The 17,302-nt window shown below is 40.6% G+C and carries 10 protein-coding genes and 1 tRNA gene; 3 read left to right on the top strand and 8 right to left on the bottom strand.

What is annotated here, in order from left to right; genetic code table 11:
* Positions 1-2: 2 nt before the first annotated feature.
* The 3 genes from nrfD to ACKWBX_RS03780 are packed head-to-tail and all read right to left on the bottom strand — an operon-like array spanning position 3 to position 6,294.
* Positions 3-1,745 carry an NrfD/PsrC family molybdoenzyme membrane anchor subunit gene (gene nrfD, locus ACKWBX_RS03790; protein WP_413967318.1) on the bottom strand — a complete coding sequence of 581 codons (1,743 nt, stop codon included), beginning with the start codon at positions 1,743-1,745 and terminating at the stop codon, positions 3-5.
* Between the two features lie 31 nt (positions 1,746-1,776).
* Positions 1,777-4,893 (bottom strand): TAT-variant-translocated molybdopterin oxidoreductase, encoded by a 3,117-nt coding sequence (locus tag ACKWBX_RS03785; RefSeq protein ID WP_413967317.1) that lies wholly within the window; start codon positions 4,891-4,893, stop codon positions 1,777-1,779.
* Positions 4,894-4,929: 36 nt separating this feature from the next.
* Complete coding sequence (locus tag ACKWBX_RS03780) at positions 4,930-6,294, bottom strand: cytochrome c3 family protein (RefSeq protein WP_413967316.1); 1,365 nt, start codon at positions 6,292-6,294, stop codon at positions 4,930-4,932.
* A 233-nt stretch (positions 6,295-6,527) separates the two neighbouring features.
* Between ACKWBX_RS03780 and ACKWBX_RS03775 the strand changes: the two genes are divergently transcribed.
* The gene (locus tag ACKWBX_RS03775) at positions 6,528-6,899 is read left to right on the top strand and encodes an SPOR domain-containing protein (protein WP_413967314.1); all 372 of its coding nucleotides are present in this window, start codon (positions 6,528-6,530) and stop codon (positions 6,897-6,899) included.
* 32 nt (positions 6,900-6,931) lie between these two features.
* Here ACKWBX_RS03775 and infB read toward each other — a convergent pair whose 3' ends face one another.
* From infB to rimP, 3 genes are read right to left on the bottom strand one after another with little or no spacing between them, the layout of a single operon-like run.
* Positions 6,932-9,652, bottom strand: coding sequence for a translation initiation factor IF-2 (infB, locus tag ACKWBX_RS03770; RefSeq protein WP_413967313.1), 2,721 nt, complete (start codon positions 9,650-9,652; stop codon positions 6,932-6,934).
* 42 nt (positions 9,653-9,694) lie between these two features.
* Complete coding sequence (gene nusA, locus ACKWBX_RS03765; RefSeq protein WP_413967312.1) at positions 9,695-10,927, bottom strand: transcription termination factor NusA; 1,233 nt, start codon at positions 10,925-10,927, stop codon at positions 9,695-9,697.
* Between the two features lie 12 nt (positions 10,928-10,939).
* The gene (gene rimP / locus ACKWBX_RS03760) at positions 10,940-11,401 is read right to left on the bottom strand and encodes a ribosome assembly cofactor RimP (protein WP_413967311.1); all 462 of its coding nucleotides are present in this window, start codon (positions 11,399-11,401) and stop codon (positions 10,940-10,942) included.
* A 215-nt stretch (positions 11,402-11,616) separates the two neighbouring features.
* Here rimP and ACKWBX_RS03755 point away from each other — a divergent pair, with 215 nt between their 5' ends.
* A complete protein-coding gene (locus ACKWBX_RS03755) occupies positions 11,617-12,969 on the top strand; it encodes a cation:proton antiporter domain-containing protein (protein ID WP_413967310.1) in 1,353 nt (450 codons plus the stop codon).
* A gap of 21 nt (positions 12,970-12,990) precedes the next feature.
* Here ACKWBX_RS03755 and ACKWBX_RS03750 read toward each other — a convergent pair whose 3' ends face one another.
* A complete protein-coding gene (locus ACKWBX_RS03750; protein WP_413967308.1) occupies positions 12,991-13,323 on the bottom strand; it encodes a hypothetical protein in 333 nt (110 codons plus the stop codon).
* A gap of 249 nt (positions 13,324-13,572) precedes the next feature.
* Positions 13,573-13,644 (bottom strand) — tRNA-Gln (locus ACKWBX_RS03745).
* Positions 13,645-13,835: 191 nt separating this feature from the next.
* Between ACKWBX_RS03745 and ACKWBX_RS03740 the strand changes: the two genes are divergently transcribed.
* Positions 13,836-17,189 carry a glycosyltransferase family 117 protein gene (locus ACKWBX_RS03740; RefSeq protein ID WP_413967307.1) on the top strand — a complete coding sequence of 1,118 codons (3,354 nt, stop codon included), beginning with the start codon at positions 13,836-13,838 and terminating at the stop codon, positions 17,187-17,189.
* Positions 17,190-17,302: the final 113 nt, after the last annotated feature.

Genomic DNA, 17,302 nt, shown 5'->3' with positions numbered 1-17,302 from the left:
AATTATTTTTTCTCGTTTAATAATTTTGCCTGTCCGGCCCAATCGTCTCTTTGTGCCCTCCCCGGGAACGACCCTGTAATAGAATCCAACAAATTGTATTCCCGTTCTGTCATTCTCGCGACTTGTGCAAAAGTGAAAATCCCTATTTCATTCAAGGTCGCCTCCATCTGAGGTCCTATCCCTTTTACTTTCTTTAGATTATCCGGTGTTTCTTTGGTCGAATCGAATGTTCCAATAGAACTCAACAGCTCGTTAACACCTACCTTATCACCTGTAGTGGGTACAACTTCACCCATCAATACGTCATCAGTAATAATCTCTTTTGTTTCAACTTTAGCCGTTGAGATTTGATATAGTGGTTTTCCCGCATCCCTAAGTTTCTTGTATCGCTCACCAGAGGACTTTAATATTGATTTCACCTCCGCTTGCGCAATGACCGGGAACGTTCTAGAGTACAATAGAAAGAGTACGAAAAAGAATCCAATAGTTCCGATGAAGATTCCGATATCCACAAACGTTGGGGAGAACATCGTCCAAGAAGACGGAAGGTAATCCCTATGCAATGAAGTCACAATAATCACGAATCGCTCAAACCACATTCCTATATTCACTACGATAGAGATAAAGAAAGAGAACATGATACTTGTGCGCAATTTTTTGAACCACATGAACTGCGGCGAAAATACGTTACAGGTCATCATTGCCCAGTAAGCCCACCAGTAAGGCCCTGTAGCCCTGTTCAAAAATGCATATTGCTCATACTCCACTCCAGAGTACCATGCCATAAAAAGCTCGGTAATGTAAGCACAACCTACAATAGAACCTGTAATCATAATTACAATGTTCATTAATTCGATATGCTGCACCGTGATATAATTTTCCAGACTACATACTTTACGCATGATAATCAACAACGTATTTACCATAGCAAAACCGGAGAAAATTGCACCGGCAACGAAATATGGTGGAAAAATAGTGGTATGCCATCCCGGTATGACGGAAGTGGCAAAGTCAAAAGATACAATGGTATGCACAGAAAGTACCAAAGGTGTGGCTAAACCGGCCAATACCAAGGAAACTTCCTCAAAACGTTGCCAATCTTTGGCACGCCCGCTCCATCCAAAACTTAGGATACCGTATATTTTCTTTTGAAAAGGTAACACGGCCCTGTCACGAATCATAGCGAAATCAGGTAATAATCCAGTCCACCAGAATACTAAAGAAACCGATAAATACGTAGAAATGGCAAATACATCCCAAAGTAACGGCGAATTAAAATTCACCCACAACGAACCGAATTGATTAGGAATAGGCAGTACCCAGTAGGCCAGCCATGGTCTACCCATGTGGATGATAGGGAACAAACCAGCCTGTATTACCGAGAATATCGTCATTGCCTCCGCAGAACGGTTGATCGCCATTCTCCATTTTTGACGGAACAATAAAAGTACCGCTGATATCAACGTACCTGCGTGACCGATACCTACCCACCAGACAAAGTTGGTAATATCCCAAGCCCAGTTAACGGTTTTATTCAATCCCCAGGTACCTATACCGGTAGAGATGGTGTAAATAATACAACCTACTCCCCAAAGGAATGCCACCAAGGCAATGGAAAAAACTATCCACCAATGCTTATTGGCCCTACCTTCTACCGGAGCGGCAATATCCACGGTTACATCGTGGTAGCCTTTATCTCCTGTTACTAGGGGTCTCCGTATAGGTGCTTCGTAATGCGACGCCATAGACTTCTATTATAATTACTTTCTAGTATTGTTATGCTTCGTTGGTATTTCTAACTTTTACGTGGTAGAATACATTTGGTTTTGTTCCTACATGCTCTAACAAGTGGTACATCCTATCACTTTCTTTGAGCTCGGCTACTTTACTCTTCTTATCATTGATATCCCCAAATACAATTGCTCCGTTCCCACAGGCTGAAGAGCAAGCTGTTTGGAATTCTCCGTCCTCTATAATTCTACCATCTCTTTTGGCATCCAAAATCGTCTTTTGTGTTTTTTGGATACACATGGAACATTTTTCGATCACACCTCTAGAGCGAACATTTACATCTGGGTTCAATACCATTTTACCCAAATCATTGTTCATGTGAAAATCGAACTCATCGTTGTTATTGTATAAAAACCAATTGAATCTACGCACTTTATAGGGACAGTTGTTGGCACAATATCTTGTACCTACACATCTGTTATATGCCATTTGATTTTGACCTTGTCTTCCATGTGATGTTGCCGCAACAGGACATACCGTTTCACAGGGTGCATGGTTACAGTGCTGACACATTACCGGTTGAAAGGCTACTTGCGGATTCGCAGAAGGGTCTTCCAACTCTCCAAAACCACCTAAAGAACCATTATCGCCAGACAAGCCATCAAAATCCTCTTTTTTGGTATTATCTTCTTCAAAAGTTTCTTCGGAAGAATAGTATCTGTCAATACGCAACCAGTGCATATCCCTTGACTTTCTTACTTCCGCCTTACCTACAACGGGCACATTGTTTTCCGCATGGCACGCAATAACACAGGCACCACAACCAGTACAAGCGTTTAAATCGATCGACATGTTAAAGTGATGCCCAATGGAACGGTCAAAACTATCCCATAAATCCACTGAGGTCGCAGGAACTTCTTGATGGTTCAATGAAACCTGAGGTACATGGTTCCATTCTGCATGGTCTTTTGTATTGAATATCTCCAAAGAAGTTTCTTTGATGATGTCCCCTCTACCCATTAGGGTTTTATGCAATTGAATACAGGCAAATTCATGATTGCCCGCAGCTTTTTCTATTTTCACGGATTGATTGGCCGAAAAACCATCGTACAATACAAAGGCATTCACTCCCGTCTTCATATCTTCCTTCATACCAACAGTTTTCCCGTATCCTAGCGAAAGTCCAACAGAACCTTTTGCTTGACCAGGCTGAACAATTACCGGCACATTTTCCAAAACAACCCCGTTAACCGTAAGATGAACATAGTTTCCGTCCATACCACCGTTAGCGACATTCACATTCTCCACATCTAATGTTTCGGCATCAGCTTTAGAAATAGTAACATAGTTGTCCCAAGAAACCCTTGTAATCGGATCAGGAAATTCCTGTAACCATGGGTTGTTGGCTTGTTGACCATCTCCCATACCTACTTTTGAATACAAGATAAGTTCCATTCCATCTGCCGTAGCATTGGCCAAACTCCTCAAGGCAGATGCAATTGGCAGTACTTCTTGAACTTCCTCGGGAGTCTCTTCATCTGTCTCCGAAACCATTTCGGTTTCATCTACCATCATGGTAGCGGCACTGAAAACACCATCTTGTAGCGCTTGATTCCAATCTCCTCCATTTAAAATGGAAGTATTCCAAGTTTCCGTAATATAATCGTAATAGGTCTTATCACTTCCCATCCAACCTAAAACAGCACTTTGAAACTGTTTGGTGTCGAACAATTCGTTGATAGTAGGCTGCATTAGACTGTAATGTCCTTTCTTGATTTCCAAATCGCCCCAAGATTCCAAGTAGTGGTTGGAAGCCGCAGCATATTGAACTGCTTCGGTCGTTTCGTTCCAGTTTGTCGAAAAAGCAACGGATAAATCAACCTTTTCCAAACCTTCCTTAAAATCGGCAGCGTTAGGCAAGGAATACATCGGATTTACTCCGTCCATAATCAAGGCACCTACTCTTCCAGCTTTCATATCGGCTATCAAAGCATTTACCGCCTTAACATTACCTTGTCTCGTATATCTTGGCGCGTTAGCGTCAAAAGCTTTACTACGCAACATTTCATTGATGGCCAAAACTACGGCCTGCGCATTTACATCGTCCAATCCAGTAACCACCACTGCACCAGAACCTGCTTTACGAATATCTTTTGCAATCTGTTCTACGACCGTATCATAATCCGAGGTATTTCCTCCCACATTGGTACCATTAAGCTTTCCATAAAGTTTGGCGAGAACAATTTTCTGAGCCGTTGGCGTAAGTGGTATTCTCTTATCTGCATTGGCACCCGTTAAAGACATATTCGCCTCTAACTGTACGTGTCTTGACATTTTTCCTTTCTTGGGCACGCGACCTTTGGAATACCCTGCATCATATCCACCACCTTGCCAATCTGACAAGAAATCGGCCCCAAAAGAAATGATCAAACCTGCTTTCTCGAAATCATAATCCGCTAAAGCACGCTCACCATATTTGTTCTCATAAGCCGTTAAGGCAGCATCTTCCGAAATAGCATCATACGTAACATGCATTACGTTTTCATTGGCCGCCATCAAATCCTGCATTAATCTCGATGTGGATGGACTGGCATACGTCTGCGTCAACAGCGCAATCTTTTTGGAAGAACCTTTGAGACTTCCCATCTTAGCTTTCACTGCAGCGTTCAACGCGCCCCACTCAACCGCTTCCCCGTTCGCCATAGGTCCTTGTAACCTTGTACTGTCATACAAGGACAGGACAGAAGCCTGCACTCTTGCGTTGGCAGAACCACCAACTTTGGCCATGGTATTATTTTCGACCTTGATAGGACGCCCCTCTCGTGTTTTTATTAAAATACTGGCAAAGTCAAAACCATTGGCAATCGATGTTGCATAATAATTTGCGACACCTGGAACAATATTTTCAGGCTGAACTACATAAGGAATCGATTTTACGACCGGACCCTCGCAAGCCGCCAAAGAAGCCGCTGCAGTACTAAAACCAACGTACTTTAAAAAATCCCTTCGATTTGTGCTCGTAGTAGAAAGTGTATCCTTATCGCCCAAAAAATCATCTACGGGAATTTCCTCTACAAACTCGTTTTGTTTTAGCGCCTCAACAATGGAATCGTTAGGATTTAACTCCGCTTCGCTTTTCCAATATTTTTTGTTTGATGCCATATGCTATAACTGTAATTAGCTTCTTAAAATCTTAAATTAATAGTGACACTTTCCACATTCCAAACCGCCCATCTGCGCAGCTGTCAATGTCTCTACTCCATATTTCTTGGAAAGTTCCGCATGAATTTTTTCGTAATACTCATTGCCTTCGACCTTAATATTGGTTTCCCTGTGACAATTGATACACCATCCCATAGTCAATGAAGAATATTGATACATAATCTCCATCTCCTCAACCGGGCCATGACAGGTTTGACATTCCAAACCGGCAACGGAAACGTGCTGTGAGTGGTTGAAGTAGGCGAAATCCGGCAAATTGTGAATTCTCACCCATTCCACCGGTTGGCTCTCCCCCGTATATTTTTGATTCTCTTCGTCCCAACCAACAGCTTTATATAACTTCTTGATTTCTTTTGTGTAGAATTCATTGGTGTAACCGTTTGCCAAATCTTCTTGAGTTGGCCCTTCTGGATTGCCCTTATACTCATAAATGGATTTATGACAATTCATACATACGTTAAGCGAAGGAATTCCTGAATGCTTGGAAACCCTTGCCGAAGAGTGACAATACTTACATTCAATTTTATTGTCGCCAGCGTGTATCTTGTGCGAATAGTGTATAGGCTGTATTGGAGCATATCCTTGGTCCACCCCCACTTGCATCATCCATCCGTATGCGAAATAGGCACTTCCCAACAACAGGAATATAGCCGTTACCAATACCAAAAACTGATTCTGCGCAAAAGCTTTCCAAATTGGTGTGCGTTTTTCCGATTTTTCCCTTTCAACCGTAATCCCATTAGCTTCTGCAATTCGTCTTAAGGTATTGTTCACCAAGAACAACATCACCACCAGTAGACCAAAAACCAATACCAACGCACCCAATATAATTTCGTTTGATATCCCAGAAGAATTACTACTGGCTGCTACCGCAGTTGCAGCATCACCAGTAGGTGCAGTTTTTTCAGGTGGCGGAGCGGCAGTATATGCCAAAATATCATCTATATCCGCATTGGACAGCGTAGGAAAAGCTGTCATTGCAGCTTGGTTGTATTCCGCGTAAATTTTGTTTGCATATGCATCCCCGGATTTTATCATTCCGGGACTGTTCTTGATCCATCTGTACAGCCATTCACGGTCTAACCCTTCTTCCTCTGCCAAACGTGTTTCCACATTGGCCAATGCCGGACCCGTCATCTTTCTGTTCAAGGCATGACAAGCAGCACAATTTTGATTAAAGAGCGATTTTCCCTTAGCAGGATTGCCATCCACGGTTGCCTCAGCAGGTGCTTCTTCGGCAACCTCCTCTTGAGCATTAATGGAAACAGAAAAAAGTAAAAAAACGGTAAGACTTAACCCTAAAAATTTAGAAAACTGATTGCGGTATGGAACCTTTTTCATATATCGGATATTTCAATCATAATCTTGGCACGATTTTAGCCCAATCTACAGTTGGAAAAACACAAAAAACATACCTAAATCGAATGCAAAAATACGACATAGACTTTATTTGAAAAAATGTTAATGGAGTTATAATTTCTAATTTAGAGTTTTTCTAAATAAGTTAAAATCATAACCATTTATGTCTTAAAAATTTACATTTGCAATCAGTAAAATTGACTTAATACTATGTCATGAAAAAAATAATAGCCTTGTCTTTTTTTGCCTTGATTACGTATACATCTCAAGCACAAGAAGGCCAAATCAACATAGAACAAGACCCACAGATAACTGAGCTTTTAAGTATTTACAAAAGCGCATTAAAGAGTAATGAATACTACAGAATTCAAGTTGGTTTTGGGGATTACAATAAAGCACAATCCATAAAAAACAGTGTTGAACAAGACTTCCCCGGGCTTTACTCAAAAATAGATTTTGACTCCCCTACATATCGCGTTCGCGTAGGACGTTTCAAAGATAAAATGACAGCCGAAAGAAAATTCAACGAGGTACGGGAAAAGTATCCAAACGCAATGTTATTAAAACCAAAAAAATCGACCAAATAGGTCGATTTTTTTTGCTCTTATCTATATGATTCTTATTTCGTTTTCAGTTTCTTTTTGACGGCCACTTCTTGGAAAGCCTCAACAATATCATCCACTTGAATATCATTATAATTCTTGACCTGAAGACCACAATCGTACCCTTTGGCAACTTCCTTAACATCGTCTTTAAATCGTTTTAAAGAAGCCAAGGTTCCGGTATATATAACGACACCGTCCCGAATTAATCTAATATTGGAATTTCTAAAGATTTTACCACTGGTAACCATACAACCTGCTATGGTTCCGATTTTAGAAATCTTGAATGTTTCCCTGATTTCCGCCGTACCCGTAATCTCTTCCTTCATTTCTGGCGAAAGCATTCCTTCCATCGCATCTTTCAGGTCGTTGATGGCATCATAAATTATGGAATACATACGGATGTCTATCTCCTCTTTCTCAGCAATAGCCTTGGCGTTGCCCATCGGCCTTACATTAAACCCTATAATAACCGCATCGGAAGCCGAAGCCAACAACACATCGGACTCCGTAATAGGTCCAACTGCTTTATAAATGATATTCACCTGGATTTCATCCGTAGATAACTTTTGAAAAGAATCTGTCAATGCCTCCACAGAACCATCCACATCACCTTTAAGGATAATGTTCAATTCTTTGAAATCACCCAATGCGATTCGCCTACCAATTTCATCCAACGTAATATGTCGCTGTGTCCTTACAGATTGCTCACGTTGCAATTGAGACCTTCTCGTCGCGATTTGCTTCGCTTCACGCTCATCATCCAATACATAGAATTTGTCACCTGCCTGAGGTGCTCCGTCCAATCCTAAAATAGAAATAGGCTGGGAAGGTCCAACTTCTTTTACCTCTTTTCCGCGTTCGTCCTGCATTGCCTTGACCTTACCACTACAAGTTCCCGCTAAAACATAATCCCCAATTTTAAGTGTCCCTGCTTGCACCAGTATTGTGGAAACGTATCCCTTTCCTTTGTCCAAGAAGGCCTCTACCACGGTTCCCGTAGCCAATTTGTCCGGATTTGCCTTTAATTCCAAAAGCTCGGCCTCCAATAATACTTTTTCAAGTAGCTCTTTGACCCCTGTACCATCTTTAGCCGAAATATCATGGGACTGTATTTTACCCCCCCAATCCTCGACCAACAAATTCATTTGGGCAAGCCCTTCTTTTATCTTATCTGGATTGGCCGTTGGTCTATCGATCTTGTTTATTGCAAAAACGATAGGAACACCAGCTGCCTGCGCGTGACTGATAGCCTCCTTTGTTTGGGGCATAATATCGTCGTCCGCGGCAATTACAATAATAGCGATATCCGTTACTTGGGCACCTCTTGCACGCATTGCCGTAAAAGCCTCGTGACCCGGTGTATCCAAAAAGGATATCTTTTGCCCGTTTTGCAACGTAACACCATATGCTCCAATATGTTGGGTAATACCACCACTTTCTCCAGCAATTACATTTTCCTCACGGATATAATCCAATAAAGAAGTTTTACCATGATCTACGTGACCCATAACGGTAACGATCGGGGCCCTTGGTTCCAGATCTTTTGGATCGTCCTCTTCCTCAACGATACTTTCCTCAATATCAGCGGTAACGAAATCCACTTCATAACCAAACTCTTCGGCTACGATGGTCAAAGTCTCCGCATCCAAACGTTGGTTCATGGTTACCATAATCCCCAAAGACATACATGCGGAAATGATTTCCGTAGTAGAAACCTCCATCATCGTTGCTACCTCGCTTGCCGTAACAAACTCCGTTACTTTAAGGATTTTACTTTCCAGTTCCTGTTGCTCCAGGTCTTTTTCAGTCTGCTCACGATGTTGATCTCGCTTGCTTCTTCTGTATTTAGCTCCTTTCCCTTTTTTGGATTTTCCTTGTAGTTTCTCCAAGGTTTCCCGTACTTGTTTTTGTACATCTTCCTCAGTAGGTTCTACTTTATTGGCTTGGGCAAAACGCCTTCCGCCACCCCTTTTATCATTTCCTCCAGTATTCCTACTAGGGCTTTGGGAATTTTTGCTAACGATGCGCTTACGCCGTTTTTTACGGTCTGCACCCGCTCCGGACTTTTCGTCCTCTTTCTTTTTCTTTGGTTTCTGAAACTTGGTAAGGTCTATTTTGTCTCCCGTAATTTTTGGGCCCGACAATTTTTTGTATTGTGTTTCTAACGTTTCAGGTTCTGGCTCTTGTTCCGCGCCGGCCTCCTCGGTTTTGGGTTTTTCAGCCGCTTTTTCCTTTTTGGCCTTGGGCATCTCTGCCGTTTTGGTATCGGCGGATGGAACAGCAACTTCTTTTACCTCTTCAACTTCTTTTATTTCTTTTATTTCTTCCTTTACCTCTTCTTTTGATGCCTCAGCCGCTTTTTTCTTAGGATTTAAATCGATTTTACCAACCGTCTTAGGTCCGGAAAGCTCAGCTTTTGCTTTGATAACATTCTCGGAAGCAGCATTTCTTCTCTCACGGGCAAGCCTACGCTCTTCCTGCTCCTCCTCCAATTGAATCCTTATGGCCTCTTTCTCCTTGCGCTTTTCCTCTCCTACTTCCTTGGATGCAACTTTCTTGCTCATATCCGTCTGGAACTCGTCAAGTAGCACCTGATATACCTCATTGGAAATTTTCGTGGTAGGGCGCGCCTCCACATCATGTCCTTTGCTGTTCAGAAAATCTACTGCCCTGTCCAAGGAAATATTAAGTTCACGAAGAACTTTATTAAGTCTTACTGTTGCACTCTCTGCCATAAATACTGATTCCCGTTCTTTATTTTATGTGCTAATATATAGCTAATCTTCTAATTCTTCTTTGAGGATGCGCACAACTTCTAAAATTGTTTCTTCCTCTAAATCCGTACGTTTCACCAAATCATCCGCATCTTGTTCCAAAACGCTTCTCGCCGTATCCAAACCAATTTTTTTGAATTCTTCAATAATCCAAGCATCAATTTCATCTGAAAACTCCGTTAATTCAACATCTTCTTCAACCCCTTCCCGGAATACATCTATCTCATAACCTGTTAATTGGCCTGCCAATCTAATATTGTGACCTCCTCTACCAATGGCCTTGGAAACCTCCTCTGGTTTTAGGTACACCTGAGCCGTCATTTTTTCATCATTGAGTTTCACGGAAGAAACCCTAGCTGGGCTCAATGCCCTGGTAACCAATAATTGAGGATTATTGGTCCAATTGATAACGTCAATGTTCTCATTGCCCAATTCGCGTACAATTCCATGAATACGGGAACCTTTCATCCCCACACAAGCCCCCACCGGATCTATACGATCATCATAGGAATCCACGGCAACTTTTGCTTTTTCCCCAGGAATACGGACGGCTTTTTTAATAGTAATCAATCCGTCAAAAACTTCCGGTATCTCCTGAAAAAATAATTGTTCCAAAAAAATCGGAGAGCTTCGGGACATAATAATGGTAGGCTTAGCCCCTTTCAATTCAACGCTTTCAATAACACCTCTTACATTATCGCCTTTTCTAAAAAAGTCCGACGGAATCTGACGGTCTTTTGGGAGGATAATCTCGTTGCCTTCATCATCCAATAAAATTACCGCCTTATGACGGATATGGTGTACCTCAGCGGTGTATATCTCACCCTCTAAATCCTTGAATTGTTTATATATGGTGGTATTATCATGCTCGTGGATTTTAGAAATCAGGTTTTGGCGCAGTGCCAAAATTGCCCTTCTTCCCAAATCTATCAACTTCACTTCTTCGGAAACATCCTCACCTACCTCAAAATCCGGCTCGATCTTACGCGCTTCTGATAGTGAAATTTCTTCGTTGGGTTCCTCAACTTCGCCATCTTCCACAACGATACGATTACGCCAAATCTCCAAATCTCCCTTATCCGGGTTGATGATAATATCAAAATTATCATCCGAACCGAATTTCTTTTTTAATGCATTTCTGAAAACATCTTCCAAAATTGCCATGAGCGTTACCCTGTCTATGAATTTATCATCCTTAAACTCTGAGAAAGATTCAATTAACGCGATATTTTCCATTAGTGCTTACAATTAAAATTTTAATACAACTTTTGCTTTCGTTATTTCAGTAAAAGATAATTCCTGTCTTTTCTGAACCGTATGTTTACCTTTTCCAATTGGTTTTGGTTCTCTTGCCTTCCACTCCAGCACAATTTGTTCGTCATCTGCAGCGGTAAGCGTACCTTCATAGTTGGCATCCAAGGTTGTTACCTCCAATTTTCTTCCTATGTTCTTTTTATATTGCCTAGGCATCGTCATGGGTGCCGCTGCTCCTGCCGAAGCGACCTCCAAAGAAAAATCTTCTTCTTCCCTGTCCAAGTTATGCTCTATGGCCCTGCTTATTTTTATACAATCTTCTACGGTAACGCCATGGTCACCATCTATGACCACTTTTATCATATTGTCCGCAGTTACTGAAAAATCAATCAAAAAAAGCGACTCATCTGCTGCCAATCCTGCCTCCAAAAGCTTTTTTACGTTTTCCTTTAACATAAAATCAAGTAATAAAAGAGGGGACAAAATGTCCCCTCATGAATACAACTGCTATTCTTTCAGTGCTGCAAAGATACAATAATTCTGTTTTTAAACAATAGCTTTCCAACATACAAATTGCAGCTATTTTTATAGGCTCTAAAACACTTTAAAAGTAACTTGAAGCGTTACCTAAAAAGGAAAAGTCTATTTTTAGACTATAAAACAGACTAACCATGGATATTTTATCTTCCTACAACCTTATTATAGAGGCTTCCGTTATTATAATTTTATCTTTTTGGTTTAACGGTATTTCCAAAAAAACCAATATTCCATCCGTATTAATGCTCATTGTTCTTGGCATTATTTTACAGTATGTCCTAAAATATTTTGTTCCGGAAGCACTGGATTTTTCGGGCGGACTAGAAATTCTTGGCATCGTAGGGCTCATCATGATCGTCTTGGAAGCGGCACTGGAATTGGAACTAAAGCGAGAAAAATTGGTGCCTATTCTAAAATCAATGGCCATTGCCCTAATAGGGCTGGTAGGCTCAGCATACGTTGCGGCGCTTATTTTATATCAATTCATCCCGGATATGTCCATGCAGTCCGCACTTATTTATGCCACACCATTATCCATTCTTTCAAGCGCCATTATCATACCTAGCGTAAGCGGACTTTCAGAGGACAAAAAAGAATTTCATATTTATGAAAGCACCTTTTCCGACATTATGGGCATTATGATGTTCTATTACCTTATAGGTGGATTAAACCCGGCAGAAGACGCAGGAGTAGTCGGTTTTGCAGGAAATTTAATTTTAACGATCGTTATTGGACTGGCAGCTAGTTATGCCATTATTCTAATATTTCAACAAATCAAGAGCCAGGCAAAGCTTTTTTTGTTGATAGCGGTACTTCTGTTACTTTACGCCATTGGTAAAAAATTACATTTATCCTCACTGATCATTATTCTCATTTTTGGCTTGGTCATTGCCAATGTAAAATTATTTTTTCCGGGAAAAATGGCCGTGTTTTTAGAAAATGACAAACTCAATCAAATTTACCATGAACTCCATATCATAACATTGGAAACGGCTTTTGTCGTACGTACCTTTTTCTTTGTTGTTTTTGGATTGAGCATTGCCATTGGCTCTTTATTTAACTTTAATGTGGCATTGATCAGTATTTTGATAGCAATATCGATTTACGGAATCCGATTTTTAATCTTAAGGGTATTCATAGGAAAGGATACTCTACCACAGCTTTTCGTGGCACCAAGAGGATTGATTACCGTACTCCTGTTCTATGCGATTCCCGCGCAAGCACAGGTTGCCAATTTCGAATCAGGAATTTTGCTTTTTGTCATCATCGCAACAAGTCTCATTATGACCTGGGCCATGATCAAGGATAAACGCAAGATGAATACGTTACTCGATGAAATTGATGAAGAATATATAGAAAGAAATAAAGCCGAAGACCTATTGAGAGAACGAACGGATTCTGAAGCCCTTGAGGAAAATTCGATGGAGAAGGAAACAAAAAAAGATTTTCCAGAAATTGATGATTCACTTGGTAATCTTAACGAATAAGCTCAACCCTTAGCAAAATCATTATTCCGAAAAAGTTGTGTTCAATAAGGAGGCGCTTTGCTTTTTTTCTGGTAGCGCAACATCGTTTAGGCTGTCCATTTCTTTTCTAAACCGAAGAATCATAAGCGTGTCCAACTCACCCTTAATACTATCCTGCATCGCACGCCAATTACCCGCATTCATTTTTTTGTTGAATTCGGTAATTTTGTTGAAACGGGAAAGATTGTACCTATTGGCTTTCCAAGCGTGGGCAGTACTCTTTTCGTGCTGTAAATGCTGCAAATAGATACCCACACCAAAGCTTACAACTACGAGTACTAAAATTATCTTTAAGTTTTTAGCGGTCAAATTCATAAACTAATAGTTTTAAGGTGGGGTAAAACTAAATATGCATTGAACAAAATAGGTTCTTTATCAAAAGCTATCTTAACTCAAATCGAGAAGCAAGATACAAATTATCAGAAATCGATTACAAAAAGATGTATAATATGCTATTTTTTATCGATAAATAACATGCTATATTTTTTGAAAGAAATTGATGATGAGAAATCATCACATAAAAAATCCCACAGCAGTAATGCAGTGGGATTTTCTAAATTTCTGTTGGCCCACAAGGACTCGAACCTTGAATGACGGTACCAAAAACCGGAGTGTTGCCAATTACACCATGGGCCAATCTCTAAATGTGGAACAATAAGTTTCACATTCGAGCGTGCAAATTTAAAACAAAGTTTGGTATGCGCAAACATTTTTCAATACAATAATCCAAAAATTACTATCAAAAAGCCTGTTAAAGGTTTATGAAAATTATAGCCTGTTCTCTGTTTTAATTAGTAAATTCGCCCAATAGCTTTAACCAAGGTTACATGTTTTCAAAGAACTTCCGAAAATGGGATACCCTACTGGGTTGGGCCGTTTTTTTTATAGCACTTATAACTTATTTCATTACCGTAGAGCCGACCAATAGTTTTTGGGATGCCGGGGAATATATTGCCACGGCCGCCAAGCTTCAAGTAGGCCATCCGCCTGGTGCGCCCTTGTTACAGATGATCGGGGCATTTTTCTCCATGTTCGCCCTTGAAAATAACCAAGTGGCCATGATGGTGAATTTGGTTTCCGGCGTGTCCAGTGCTTTCACCATTTTGTTCATGTTCTGGACCATTACCAATATTACCGGAAAATTATTGGACAAAGATGAAAAACTCACCAATAGCAGGGCAATTGCCATTCTGGGCAGTGGTTTAGTAGGTGCTTTGGCTTTCACCTATTCGGACAGTTTCTGGTTCAATGCCGTAGAGACAGAGGTGTATGCCATGGCCAGTTTTATCATGGCACTTTTGTTATGGTTGGGCCTTAAGTGGACGGACAATTTGGACGACCCCAGAGGCAACCGGTGGATCATTCTTATCTCTTTCGTCATAGGACTCACTTTTGGAATTCAGTTCATGGGCTTCTTGGCCATCCCTTCCATAGGTTTGCTATACTACTTCAAAACATATAAGAAGACTACGGTCAAAAATTTCCTATTGGCCAATATTGCGGTTATAGCCATTCTAATGTTGGTCTACAAATTTTCGTTAACCTATGTTTTAAAATTGTTCGGATGGGGAGAAGTATTCTTCATCAACAGCATTGGGCTTCCCTTTAATTCAGGTTCCATAATCATAGGACTTTTGTTTATCGCTGCATTTTATTTCGGTCTCAATTATACCAGGAAAAATAATTACAGGACCGGAAACACCATAGTATTGTGCCTCATGTTTCTATTTCTTGGTTTTTCCTCTTGGCTGATGCTTCCCATACGGGCCAATGCCAATGTGGTCATCAATGAAAATAATCCAGAGGATGCCAGAGCACTTTTGGCCTATTATAATCGAGAACAATACCCCGGTGTGGACAGCCCAATCTATGGGACCTACTATTCCGATATGTTTGCGCCTCCAGGGGAAGATGAAGATGGTAAGCCCAAATACGAAAAAGATTATACTTTGGGCAAATATATCGTAGTAAATAAATACAAGAATGCTATTCAAGGCCCAAACCCAAAGCATCAAGGTATCTTACCGAGGTTATGGAGTTCCCAACATGCCGAAAATTACATGCAGTATTTTGGGCCGTTGGAATTTAGGATGACACAATCCAACGAAGAATTGCGCCAAGCCGTGAAGCAGGTAAAAGAAGGTTTTGCCAATGGTGAAATCGATGCGGAACAGTACATCAGCTTCTTAAAACGATTTAGCGATTATATAGAAGTGGAGCCCCCATCCGTTTGGGACAATATCAAGTACATGTTAGAGTTTCAATTCAATTACATGTACTTGCGTTACTTTATGTGGAACTTTGTCGGGAAGCAAAATGATGTTCAAGGCAGATACAATGACAACGGAAATTGGTTGAGCGGCATAAAATTCTTTGACAGTTGGCGTTTGGGCAGTCAGTATAATTTACCAAGCGATATTGAAAACAATAAAGGCAGGAATACCTATTTCTTTTTGCCCTTGCTTTTAGGGATTATCGGTATTGTATTTCAATTTTCCAAAGACGTGAAACAGTTTTGGGTATTAATGATATTTTTTCTGTTCACAGGACTTGCTATTCAATTTTACACAAATCCGTATATATTTCAGCCCCGTGAACGTGATTACTCGTTGGTCGGTTCCTTCTATATTTTTGCTATTTGGATAGGAATAGGTGTTTACGGGCTCTATGATGGTTTTAAAGATTGGCTTACTCCTAAAATTCTGGCACCGGTAGTGGTCGTTATATGCCTCTTGGCGGTACCTACTGTGATGGCTGTGCAGAATTGGGACGATCATGACCGCTCCAATAGGTTCACCGCAAATGCATCGGCAAAAGCTTATCTGGATTCCTGCCAAAAAGACGCAGGAGCCATACTCTTTACAATTGGTGATAATGATACGTTTCCGTTATGGTATGCACAAGAAATCGAAGGATACCGTACAGACGTGCGCATTGTCTGTACCAGTCTTTTTGAAACGGATTGGTATGTAGACCAAATGAAAAAGAAAGCATATGAAAGCGACCCCATACCCTCACAAATAACACATGAAAAGTATAGAACAGGGAATAGAGATGTACTTTACCATCAAGGAATTACAGAAAAAAGATGGGATATCAAAGATTTTATCAATTGGATCGATAGTGACAAGCCAAGAACCAAGTTGAAATATCTTTTTGAGCAAAATGGTGCGGACCTCAGCAACTATTCCGAAGAAACACAGAATATGGTGTTCTACCCTACCAATAAGATAAGGGTTCCCGTAAACAAGGCAAATGCCTTGGCCAGTGGATTGGTCAAAGAAAAAGATTCAGCGGAAATTGTAGATTATATTGATATTGATTTACCAGGAGTCATCACCAAAAAAAGCATGATGATGCTGGATATTTTGGCAAATAACGACTGGAAAAGACCCATATATTTTTCCGGAGGTAGTTTTGACAATGCCGAATACCTTTGGATGAAAGATTATCTACAATTGGATGGTTTGGCCTACAAGTTGGTCCCCATCCGTACAGAAAGGCCCAATTCTTTTGAAATGGGCAGAATTGATTCCGATTTAATGTATGATATCTTGACCCATTGGGATTGGGGAAATTCAGGGAGCGAAGACATTTACCATGACACCCAAACCAGAATACAGAGTGTGTCCTACCGTGGTAATCTAGCACGACTTATGGAAAAGCTTATTCAGGAGAACAAAATGGACAAGGCCAAAAAAATCATAGAAATATCCTTGAACAACATGCCGGTAGACCTGTTCGGATATTATGCTTTGGTAGAACCCTTCGTAGATGGATATTACAAGGTAGGCGAAACACAAAAAGCAAGGGAATTGTTCAACAAACTAAAAACAAAGTATCAAGAAAGATTGGAATACTATGCCAGTACAAATCTTGATGAACAGTATAGCAATATCGATGATATTATTGCTGATATGGAAGCATATCGTAGAAATATAGATACCTTAATAGCTAATGACGATAGAGAAATTGCGGAAAAGGAAACCTTGATTTTCAATGAATATATTGACAAGTTCGAGCATTTCTACAAAGACACGGATGACACTGAAATTGCTCCTATAGACTCGGGCACTGACCCTGATATGTCAGACACTTTGCCTATATCGGATACCATAAGAAATGACAATACCGCTACCGATGCAGTACAGGATACATCTGGGCTCGTACCCCAGGATTAAATAGGTGAAAAATTAAACGGTTTGTCATTCCGAATGAGATACGAAGAGGAATCTCTTTTTTTAAGATTTTCCCCCTCCCGATTTTCTCTTGATTGTTATCGGGAACAGGATTT

It is taken from the genome of Maribacter algae (assembly GCF_047345745.1).
Lineage (GTDB): Bacteria > Bacteroidota > Bacteroidia > Flavobacteriales > Flavobacteriaceae > Maribacter.
The sequence above is the reverse complement of the archived record's forward strand: the minus strand, read 5'-3'. Positions and strand labels throughout refer to the sequence as shown.

Coding starts and splice junctions, on each gene's coding strand:
- nrfD (WP_413967318.1), bottom strand. CDS start 1,745: ATGGCGTCGCATTACGAAGCACCTATACGGAGACCCCTAGTAACAGGA.
- ACKWBX_RS03785 (WP_413967317.1), bottom strand. CDS start 4,893: ATGGCATCAAACAAAAAATATTGGAAAAGCGAAGCGGAGTTAAATCCT.
- ACKWBX_RS03780 (WP_413967316.1), bottom strand. CDS start 6,294: ATGAAAAAGGTTCCATACCGCAATCAGTTTTCTAAATTTTTAGGGTTA.
- ACKWBX_RS03775 (WP_413967314.1), top strand. CDS start 6,528: ATGAAAAAAATAATAGCCTTGTCTTTTTTTGCCTTGATTACGTATACA.
- infB (WP_413967313.1), bottom strand. CDS start 9,652: ATGGCAGAGAGTGCAACAGTAAGACTTAATAAAGTTCTTCGTGAACTT.
- nusA (WP_413967312.1), bottom strand. CDS start 10,927: ATGGAAAATATCGCGTTAATTGAATCTTTCTCAGAGTTTAAGGATGAT.
- rimP (WP_413967311.1), bottom strand. CDS start 11,401: ATGTTAAAGGAAAACGTAAAAAAGCTTTTGGAGGCAGGATTGGCAGCA.
- ACKWBX_RS03755 (WP_413967310.1), top strand. CDS start 11,617: ATGGATATTTTATCTTCCTACAACCTTATTATAGAGGCTTCCGTTATT.
- ACKWBX_RS03750 (WP_413967308.1), bottom strand. CDS start 13,323: ATGAATTTGACCGCTAAAAACTTAAAGATAATTTTAGTACTCGTAGTT.
- ACKWBX_RS03740 (WP_413967307.1), top strand. CDS start 13,836: ATGTTTTCAAAGAACTTCCGAAAATGGGATACCCTACTGGGTTGGGCC.